Origin of the sequence: Streptomyces sp. NPDC049585 (assembly GCF_040675615.1) — a bacterium.
GTDB lineage: Bacteria > Actinomycetota > Actinomycetes > Streptomycetales > Streptomycetaceae > Streptomyces > Streptomyces luteosporeus.
This window is the reverse complement of record NZ_JBFAPE010000012.1, coordinates 36448-46535: the sequence shown is the minus strand read 5'-3', so window position 1 is coordinate 46535 and position 10088 is coordinate 36448. Positions and strand designations below refer to the sequence as shown.

At 75.1% G+C, this 10088-nt stretch carries 6 protein-coding genes; 1 reads left to right on the top strand and 5 read right to left on the bottom strand.

Translation table 11 applies throughout. The features are described 5' to 3' along the window. Window positions 1–63: 63 nt before the first annotated feature. Window positions 64–627, bottom strand: a complete 564-nt coding sequence (locus AB0K17_RS15475) for a GNAT family protein (protein ID WP_365969062.1) — start codon at window positions 625–627, stop codon at window positions 64–66. Between the two features lie 92 nt (window positions 628–719). On the opposite strand from AB0K17_RS15475, the gene AB0K17_RS15470 reads away from it, so the two are divergent. Then, window positions 720–1313 (top strand): TetR/AcrR family transcriptional regulator, encoded by a 594-nt coding sequence (locus tag AB0K17_RS15470; RefSeq protein WP_365969063.1) that lies wholly within the window; start codon window positions 720–722, stop codon window positions 1311–1313. Between the two features lie 13 nt (window positions 1314–1326). Here AB0K17_RS15470 and AB0K17_RS15465 read toward each other — a convergent pair whose 3' ends face one another. The 4 genes from AB0K17_RS15465 to AB0K17_RS15450 form a co-directional block, all read right to left on the bottom strand. After that, a complete protein-coding gene (locus tag AB0K17_RS15465) occupies window positions 1327–1734 on the bottom strand; it encodes a VOC family protein (RefSeq protein WP_365983210.1) in 408 nt (135 codons plus the stop codon). 249 nt (window positions 1735–1983) lie between these two features. Beyond that, window positions 1984–7185, bottom strand: a complete 5202-nt coding sequence (locus AB0K17_RS15460; RefSeq protein ID WP_365983209.1) for a beta-ketoacyl synthase N-terminal-like domain-containing protein — start codon at window positions 7183–7185, stop codon at window positions 1984–1986. Window positions 7186–7212: 27 nt separating this feature from the next. Then, a complete protein-coding gene (gene pabB, locus AB0K17_RS15455) occupies window positions 7213–9315 on the bottom strand; it encodes an aminodeoxychorismate synthase component I (RefSeq protein WP_365983208.1) in 2103 nt (700 codons plus the stop codon). Further along, complete coding sequence (locus AB0K17_RS15450) at window positions 9315–10073, bottom strand: alpha/beta fold hydrolase (protein ID WP_365969068.1); 759 nt, start codon at window positions 10071–10073, stop codon at window positions 9315–9317. The genes pabB and AB0K17_RS15450 overlap by 1 nt, the downstream gene beginning before the upstream one ends. Window positions 10074–10088: the final 15 nt, after the last annotated feature.

Genomic DNA, 10088 nt, shown 5'->3' with positions numbered 1-10088 from the left:
CGCGGCCCCGGCACCGCCCGCCGCTGCCCGTACCGGATTCCCCGGTGCGGGCAGCGGTGCATATCACGCCCTGGCGTCCCGGCCGGGCCACTCCTCGGCGAGGAGGGACCAGATCTCGGTGTCGTGCCGCTCTCCCCGGTACGGGTAGTTGCGGCGCAGCACACCCTCGCGGGTCATCCCCAGGCGCCGCGCCGCCTCGATGCTGCGCCGGTTGGCGGGGGTGGTCCGCCACTCCACGCGGCTCATGCCGCGCTCCCGGAAGGCCCAGTCGATCAGGATCCGGCTCGCATGGTGCACCAGGCCGCGGCCCTCGCCGGCCGGTTCCAGCCAGCAGCCGATCTCGCAGACGCCCGTGGCGGCGTCGAACTGGGTGAACATGACGCCGCCGACCAGCACGCCCTCCAGCCAGATGCCGTAGATGCGTCCGGCGTCCTTGGCCTGGCTGTCGGCGTAGCGCTGCAGGACCGCGGTCGCGGATTCCAGGTCGGTGCTGCGCGTCGCCCACGGGATCCAGGGGTCCACCGTGGCCCGGGCGCGGTCGATGTGGTCGAGGAACTCCTGGGCCCGCCAGGGCTCCAGGGGCTGCAGCAGGGCGCCGGCGCGGTCGTCGAGGGGCAGGGCGAACACGTGGTCCTCCGTGTGCGGGTAAGCGTACGGGTACAGGGACGAGTACAGGTGCGGCAGGTGCGTAACAAGCGTTCGGTACGTACGATATCCACATGCCTCCTGCTCCTGTCGATCACGAAGCCCGACGCGAGGACGTCTCGCAAGCCGTGTGGCGCGTGCTGGCCGCCAAGGGGTTCGGCGGTCTGACGCTGCGTGCCGTGGCCGCCGAGATGGGCGTCTCCACCGGCCTGCTCATGCACTACTTCCCCACCAAACGGGCCCTGGTCGTCCGCGCCCTGGAGCTACTGGAGAAGAGCAGCGCGGAACGCCCCCGCCGGGCCCGGCCCCGGGAGGGGCTCGCCGCGCTCGGGGCCGTGCTGCTGGACGTCCTGCCGATCGGTGGCGAGAACACCGCGCGCAACCGCATCTGGGTGAGTTCCTGGGACCAGGCGCTCGCCGACGAGGGCCTGCGCGCCGACCAGGGCGAGCGGTACGTACGCATGCGCGCCGCCCTCCGCCCGCACCTGGAGGCGGCGCGCGCGCTCGGCGAGCTCCCGCAGGACGCCGACGTCGAGCAGCTCGCGGCGACCGCCGTCGCCTTCGTCCACGGCCTGGTGCTCCAGGCCCTCTTCGACCCGCCGCGGTTCCCCGCCGCCACGCAGACCGCGATGGTCGACGCGTTCGTCGAGGGGCTCCGCGGCAGATGAGGGCCGGTCGGTCCTACTCCTCTTCCAGGACGTCCGGGGTGTCCGGAATATCCGGGACGTCCGGCACGAAGACGCAGAACTCGTTGCCCTCCGGGTCCGCCATCACGTGCCAGCGGATCTCCTCGTCCCGCTCGCGCAGGACCGTGGCACCCAGCGCGACGAGCCGCTCGGGGTCGCCCCACACGTCGAAGTGCAGCCGGTTCTTGACGGTCTTGGGCTCGGGGACGCGGTTGATCCATATCGGCAGACCCGCCCCCGCCGGATCGACGAGGAGCACCGGCCACTCCCGCGGCCTCTCGGTGCCGTCGGGCTCGGGCCGGCGCACATAGCCGAGCGCCGCGCACCACCAGTCGGCGAGAGCCTGGTGGTCCGCGGCGTCGAGGACCAGGTCCTTCAAGCGCGCTGCAGCAGCCTTGTCCACATCGGCATCATGTACGCATTCACGGTGGCAGGGGAGGCCCGACGCGAGCCCTGGCCCGTGCCGGCGGATCATGCAGTGCCCCGTAAGGGGCGCGGGGAACTGCGCGACAAGCCACGACGCGCCCGCAGAGAGGCTGCCGCGCCTTGCCCCGGCGCGTCGACTGCGGGCCGTCGCCGGCTGATCGCGCAGTTCCCCGCGCCCCTTACGGGGCGCCGTGGTGGCGCCTGACGACGATCCGCCGGACACGGCCTAGGAAGCCCCGCCGTCCAGCAGACGGAAGAGGTCCTCGTCGGAGGCCCCGGCGAGATCCAGCCCGCCGGCCTGTTCCGGTGCCGTGGCCGCAACGTCGCGCACCGCAAGGGACCTCAGACGATCCGCCGTCTCCTCGTCCAGTGACGCACCGGACGACAGCAGCGCCTCCAGTTCGGCCACGAGGCCGGCCGCGTCCCGGGGGGCCGTGGTCGCCCCCGCCCCGGGGTGCTCGGCGAGTTCCTTCACCACCAGCCGTACCACCGCGTCCGGTGTCGGGTGGTCGAAGACCAGCGTCGCCGGGAGGCGGACGCCCGTGGCGGCGATGACGCGGTTGCGCAGTTCCAGCGCGTTCACCGAGTTGACGCCCATGTCGGTGAACGCCCGCGTGGCGACGTCCTCGCCGGTCGGCTCCTGTCCGCCCAGGACGGCGGTGACCTCGGCCAGCACCAGCCGGAGCAGGGCCTCCTCCCGCTCGGCCGGGGGCAGCCCCGCCCAGCGGTCCGCCGGCACCGGTACCGGGTCCGGCCCGCCCCGTCCGGGCGCCTCGGCCACCAGCGGGGCCGCGGTGCCCTGCGCCAGCCAGTACTCCCGGCGCTGGAAGGCGTACGTGGGCAGGGCGACGGTCCGGGCGCCGGGCAGGACGGACGGCCAGTGCGGCGCCGCGCCCTGGGCGTGCAGCCGGGCGGCCGCGGTCAGCAGGGAGCGCGCCTCGTCGGCGCCGCCGCGCAGGGTGGGCAGGAGCACGGCCGCCGGCCGCCGTTCGTCGGCGGCCAGGCACTCGTCGACCATCGGGACGAGGGCCGGTTCGGGGCCCAGTTCCACGTAGGTGGCCGGGCGCACGGTGGACGTGGCCAGGTGCGCTACGGCGTCCTGGAAGCGGACGGGCTCCTGCACGTGCCGTACCCAGTGCTCGGCGTCGACCGCCTCCGTCAGCGGCCGGCCGGTGAGGGTGGAGACCACGGGAATCGCCGGCGCGGCGCAGTGGATGTCGCCGACCGCCGCGCGGAAGGCGTCGAGCATCGGGCGCATCAGTGGCGAGTGGAAGGCGTGGCTGACGACGAGGCGCCGCGTCTTGTGGCCGGCGGCGGTCAGTTCGTCCGCGAGGGCGGCGAGCGGGCCCTCGGCGCCGGAGAGGACCACCGACCGGGGGCCGTTGACGGCGGCGAGGGAGACGTCCGCGTCCGCGGGCAGGGCGGCCAGCCGCTCCACCGCCTCCTGCTCGGTGATACGCGCCGCCACCATCGCACCGCCGGGCGGCAGGGCGCCCATGAGCCGGCCCCGGGCCGCCACCAGCCGGCACGCGTCCTCGAGGGCCAGCATCCCCGCCACGTGCGCCGCGGCGATCTCGCCGACCGAGTGGCCCACCAGGTGGTCGGGCACCACGCCCCAGGACTCCAACAGCCGGTGGAGGGCGACCTCGACGGCGAACAGGGCGGGCTGGGCGTACGCCGTGTCGTCGAGGAGGGCGGCCTGCGCACTGCCCTCGGCGGCCCACATCACCGACAGCAGCGGGTGCTCCAGCAGCGGGTCCAGGCCGGCGCACACCTCGCGCAGCGCCGCGTCGAAGGCGGGGAACGCCTCGGCGGCCCCGCGCCCCATGCCGGGGCGCTGGCTGCCCTGCCCGGTGAGGACGAACGCGAGCGTGCCCGGCGCCGCCTCCTGGCGCACGACGCCCGCGGGCCGCTCGCCGCGGCCGAAGGCCTCGGCGGCGGCGAGCAGTTCGGTGCGCGACGCACCATCGACGACCGCCCGGTACCGGTGCAGGGTACGGGTGGTGGCCAGGGAGTGGGCGACGTCCCGCGCGGGGAGGTCCGGGTGGGACGCCACGTGCTCGGCCAGGCGCAGCGCCTGGGCCCGCAGGGCCGGCTCGCTGCGGGCGGAGAGCACCCAGGCCGGCACCGCCGAGGGCGTCCCGGCCCGGTCCGCCTCTTCCGGTGCGACGGGCGGCTCCTCCAGGATCACGTGCGCGTTCGTGCCGCTGATCCCGAACGAGGACACGCCTGCCCGCCGCGGCCGCCCGGCCTGCCGGGGCCACGGCCGGGCCTCGGTGAGCAGCCGCACCGTCCCGGCCGACCAGTCGACGTGCGACGAGGGGGCGTCCACGTGCAGGGTCGCCGGCAGCAGGTCGTGGTGCAGGGCCTGCACCATCTTGATGACCCCGGCGACGCCGGCGGCCGCCTGCGCGTGGCCGATGACGGACTTCACCGACCCCAGCCACAGCGGCCGTTCCTTCTCCCGCTGCCGGCCGTAGGCGGCGATCAGGGCCTGGGCCTCGATGGGGTCGCCCAGGGTGGTGCCGGTGCCGTGGCCCTCGACCGCGTCCACGTCCTGCGGCGCCAGCCCGGCGTCGGCCAGGGCGTCGCGGATGACGCGCTGCTGGGCCGGGCCGTTGGGGGCGGTCAGGCCGTTGGAGGCGCCGTCCTGGCCCACGGCCGTGCCCCGTACGACGGCCAGGACGCGGTGCCCGTTGCGGCGGGCGTCGCTCAGCCGCTCCAGCAGGAGCAGGCCCGCGCCCTCCGACCAGGCGGCGCCGTCCGCGGCGTCCGCGAAGGACTTGCAGCGGCCGTCCGGGGACAGGGCGCGCAGCCGGGAGAACTCGACGAACGACGCCGGCGTCGCCATCACCGCGACCCCGCCGGCCAGCGCGAGCGAGGACTCGCCCGACCGCAGGGAGCGGCAGGCCAGGTGCAGGGCCACCAGTGAGGAGGAGCAGGCGGTGTCGACGGTCAGGGCGGGACCGGCGAGGCCGTAGGTGTAGGCGATGCGGCCCGACAGGGCGCTGCCGGCCGTGCCGATGCCGAGCAGCCCCTCCAGCTCGCCGGCCGATCCCGCCCGGTGCGCGGCGTAGTCGTGGTACATCGCCCCGGTGAAGACGCCGGTTCGGGTGCCCTCCAGGGTGGTGGGGTCGATGCCGGCCTGCTCGAACGCCTCCCAGGACGTCTCCAGCAGCAGCCGCTGCTGGGGGTCGGTGGCCAGCGCCTCCCGGTCGGACAGGCCGAAGAAGCCCGCGTCGAAGTGGCTCGCCTCGTGCAGGAAGCCGCCCTCGCGGGCGTAGGAGGTGCCCGGGTGGTCGGGGTCGGGGTGGAAGAGCCCCGCGAGGTCCCAGCCGCGGTCCGCGGGGAAGCCGGAGACGGCGTCGGTGCCGCTCGCGACCAGGGACCACAGCGCCTGCGGGGTGGCCGCGCCGCCCGGCAGCCGGCAGGCCATGCCGATGACGGCGATCGGCTCGCCGGGCCCGGCCGCCGCGGCCGGTGCTCCGTCCGCCGGCTGCGCGGCCTGCTGCCCGGTCAGGGCGCGGGCGAGGGCCAGCGGTGTGGGGAAGTCGAAGGCGACGGTGGCCGTCAGGGCGAGCCCCGTGGCCTCCTGCAGCAGGTTGCGCAGCCGGATGGTGCGCACGGAATCCAGGCCGAGGCCGCGGAAGGTGACGTCCTGCGGGATGTCCTCGATGTTCCGGGCCGCCTCCCCGGAAGGCGCGTCGCCGCCCACGAGTCGGGCCACGCATCCGCGGATCAGCCGCAGCGCCTCCTCGGGCGTACGCGGCCGCCGCGCACCGGCGTTCGCGGCGGGCCGTGCCGGTACGGCGCCCGTGGCGAGGTGTTCCTCCAGGGCGCGCCGGTGGAGTTTGCCGGCGGGGGTGCGCGGGAGGTCGTCGACGGCGACCATCTCCAGCGGGATCTTGTAGTCGGCCACGCCGCGTTCCTGCAGGAACGCGGTCACCCGGGTGAGGGTGAGGGACGGGTCGGCCTTGGCGGTGACGACCAGGCAGGGGTACTCGCCCAGACGGGGGTCGGGCCGGCCGAGCACCGCGAGCGGGCCCAGCCCGGGCAGGTCCGCGAGGACGCCCTGCACCTCCACGGCGTTGAACTTGCGCCCGCCCACGTTGATCAGCTCGGCGGAGCGGCCCTGGAAGACCACCCGCCCGTCGGCGTCGAGGGCGGCGGTGTCGCCGGTGCGCAGCCAGCCGTCGGCGGTGACGGCGGCGCGTGTCAGCTCCGGGTCGCCGTAGTAGCCGCGGAACATGCCGGCGCTGCGGTACTGCAGTTCGCCGCCCTCGCCCACCGGGCACGGCGAGCCGTCCTCGGCGACGACGCGGACCTCGGCCCCGGCCGTGGGCCGGCCCACGCTGCGGGCGGCCACGTCGGCGGGGTCGGCGGCGAGCGTACGGGTGCCGGTGCCGAGTTCGGACATGCCCCACACCACGACGACCGGGCAGCCCAGGGCGCTGCGCACGGAGGCGACCAGCGCGGCCGGCACGGCCGCGCCCGCGGTCCGGATCTCCTGCGGACGGAACCCGGCCGGCTCGCCGAGTTCGGCCAGGCGCGTGACGACGTCGTGCAGCTGGGCGGGCACGGCGAAGACGACACTGGGGGCGCTGCGGCGGGCCAGGTCGAGGAACCGGTCGGTGTCCCAGCCGGCCAGCAGCACCTGGCGGCAGGCGGCGAAGAGCGCCGAGTGCAGGGACTGCAGGCCGAAGAGGTGGGTGAGCGGGCAGGCGGTCAGGACGGTGTCGGCGAAGGCCGGTGCGGCCTCGGCGGTGACGGCCGCGGTGTTGGACAGCAGGCCGTCGTGGCTGTGCAGAGCGATCTTCGGCCGCGCCGAGGTCGTACCGGAGGAGGGGACGAGCACGAACGGCATCTCGGGCGTGACGTCCACCGGCAGGGGCGCGCTGCCGGCCCAGGAGGTGAGCAGCTCCTCCAGCTTCACGGTGTCCCCACCCGGCACGTGGCCGGTCACCAGCACCGTACGCAGCGAGGGCAGCGTTTGCCGCAGGGCGGCGGCCGCGAGGGGCCCTGCCGCGTCCTGCTGGCTGCTCGCGGTGAGTACGACGGCCGCCGGCTCGACGCGGGTGAGCAGGGCGTGGACGTCGGCGGGCCCGTTGCCCTGGTGCACCGGCAGCAGTACGGCACCGGCGGCGGCGACGGCCAGGTGCACGGTCTGCAGCTCCCAGCAGTTGGGCAGCTGGACGGCGACCACGTCGCCGGGGCCGACGCCCGACTCCTGCAGGCCGCGGGTCAGGGCGTCGACGTGGCCGGCCCACTGGCGCCAGGTGAAGGAGCGCTCGCCGTCGACCACGGCCGCCGCGTCGGGGGCCTTGGCGACGGCGGCGGCGAAGACGCCGGGGAGGGTGTGGCCGCCCAGGGCACCGCCGCCGCTGCCGGCGGCCGGGTCGATCGCGTAGTCATCTGTTCGGACGGACACCGTCTCTCCCGCGGTCTCGTGGATTTCTCAGGCGCCGCCGCCGGGGCGGCGGTCGGGGAATGCGGCGCCCAGCAGTCTCAGCAGCGGCGTCGCCTTCACGGCCGTCTCCTCGTACTCCGCCTCCGCGTCGGACAGGGCGATGACGGCACCCCCCACCCCGTAGCGCAGGCTGGTGCCGTTGAGCACGAGGGTGCGGATGACGATGCTCAGGTCGACGGCGCCGGTGAGCGAGAAGTAGCCGATGGCACCGGAGTACACGCCGCGCGGGCCGTCCTCCAGCCGGTCGACGATCTGCATCGTCCGGATCTTGGGGGCGCCGGTCATCGAGCCGCCGGGGAAGGCCGCCCGCACGCCGGCCACCGGGCTCGCGTCCGCGCGCAGCTTCGCGCGTACGGTGCTCACCAGCTGGTGCACGGTGGCGTAGGTCTCCACCTGGAAGACGGGGTCGGCGACCACCGAGCCGACCTCGGCGCAGCGGCCCAGGTCGTGCCGGACGAGGTCGACGATCATCAGGTTCTCGGCGCGGTCCTTCTCGCAGGCCGCCAGGTCCGCGGCCAGGCGGGCGTCCTCCTCGGGCGAGGCGCCGCGCGGCCGGGTGCCCTTGATGGGCTTGGACTCCATCACCCCGTCGCGGTCGATGCGCAGGAACCGCTCGGGCGAGGTGCTGAGCACCGACAGGCCGCCGAAGCCGAGGTAGGCGGCGAAGGGGGCGGGGCTGGTGCGGCGCAGGAAGCGGTACGCCTGCCAGGGGTCGAGGCCGGTCTCGGCCTCGATCATGTTGGTCAGGCACACCTCGTACGTCTCGCCGGCCCGGATCTCCTCCTGGCAGGCGTCGATGAGCTTGAGGTAGGTGTCGCGGTCGTGCCGCAGCTCTATCCCGGTGGTGTCCGGGTCGACGGGCGCGGCCTGCGGCTCGGGCCCCCGGCCGGCGATGGCCGTCAGCTCCTCGGCCGCGCTGCGCAGCCAGGCGCGGGCGGCCTCCTCGGCACCGTCCTCCGCGAGGGCCAGCAGGTGGGTGGTGCCGGTGCGGTGGTCCAGGACCAGGGCACGGTCGGCGAAGACCATCTGGGCGTCCGGTTCGGCCGAGCGGTGGGCGGCGTCCCCGTCGCACTCGGCCTTGAGCTCGTAGCCGAGGTAGCCCACCCAGCCCAGGGCGAATTCGAAGGGCAGGTCGGGCGTGCGGGTGCGGGTGGTGCGCAGGTCCTCCTCGAGCCAGTCGAGGAAGCCGGTGGTGAGGGTGCGGGTGCCCTCGGCGGAGGTGACGGTGACGGTGCCGGCGGGGACGTCGGCGGCGGCGATGCGGGCGAGCGGGCCGGAGGCGTCGCCCATGACGGACACCTCGCCCAGGGCCCCGCCGGTGCGGCTGCTGTCGAGCCAGAAGGGGTGCTCGCCGGTGCGGAAGAGGTGGTCGAAGGCGACTTCCGCGTCCCAGCGGGTGGGCAGCGCCTCGGCCAGTACGGTCAGCTGCCGCACCGGGGCCGTTGCGGGGGCGGGGGCGCCCGGCCGCGTACGGGCAGCGGGCGCGGGCGTGGTGCGACGGCCGGTACGGGCGGCGTGGGCGCGGGTCAGGTCGCGGAAGTTGGCCAGCAGCCGGTGGCCGCCCTGGGTGCTGATGGACTCGGGGTGGAACTGCACGCCCCACAGTGGCAGCGTGCGGTGGCGCAGGGCCATCACGACGCCGTCCGCGGACCACGCGGTGACCTCCAGCTCGTCGGACGGCTCGGTGACGGCCAGCGAGTGGTAGCGCACGACGTCCAGCGGGGAGGGCAGGCCGGCGAACAGGCCGGTGCCGTCGTGCCGGACGGGGGAGATACGGCCGTGGCGGGGCTCGGGTGCCCGGCCGACCGAGGCGCCGTGCACCAGGGCCATGCCCTGGTGGCCCAGGCACACGCCGAGGACGGGCAGTCCGCCCTGGCGCGCGATGTCGGTGCAGAAGCCGAAGTCGGCCGGCCGGTGGGGGGTGCCGGGGCCGGGGGAGAGGACCACGTTGTCGAAGGCGTCCAGTGCTTCCGGCCGCCAGGCGGGGTCGTCGTTGCGGACGACCTCCGGCTCGGTGCCGTTGACCTCGGCTATGTAGTGGAAGAGGTTGTAGGTGAAGGAGTCGTAGTTGTCGACCAGCAGCGTCCGCATCACAGCTTCCCGAGTTCGCGGGCGATCTCGGCGTTGACGGCCGCCTGGTTGCCGGTGAGGAAGAAGTGGCCGCCGGGGAAGACCTCCAGCCGGAAGTCGCCCTCGGTGTGCCGCTGCCAGGCGGCGGCCTCCTCCAGGGAGGTGCGCGGGTCGGCGTCGCCGGTCAGCACGGTCAGCGGGCAGCGCACCCGGCGGGAGGCCTCGCAGGTGTAGGTCTCGATGGCCCGGTAGTCGCCGCGCAGCGCGGGCAGGGCCATGCGCAGGATCTCCTCGTCGCCGAGGACCCCCGCGTCCGTGCCGTTGAGCAGCTTGAGCTCGGCGATGATGCCGTCGTCGTCGCGCTGGTGCACGGTCTCGGGGCGGTGCGTGGACGGCGCGCGGCGCCCGGAGGCGATGACGGCGCGCGGCGCCGCGGCCGAACCCTTGGCCTCCAGGCGCCAGGCCGTCTCGAACGCCAGGACCGCGCCCATGCTGTGGCCGAAGAAGACGGTGGGCTTCTCCTGGAGCTCCAGCAGCCGGGCGGTGATCTCGTCGGCGAGGGAGGCGATGTCGGTGATGCAGGGCTCCTGCCGCCGGTCCTGCCGGCCCGGGTACTGCAGGGCTATGACGTCGGCGCCGGGGGAGAAGGCGGCCGAGGCGGGGTGGAAGAAGCTGGCCGATCCGCCGGCGTGGGGGAAGCACACCAGGCGGACCCGGCTGTCCGGGGCGGGGTGGTAGCGCCGGATCCACAGGGCCGCGGAGTTGTCCACGCTGTTCAAGGCAGTGGGTCCTTT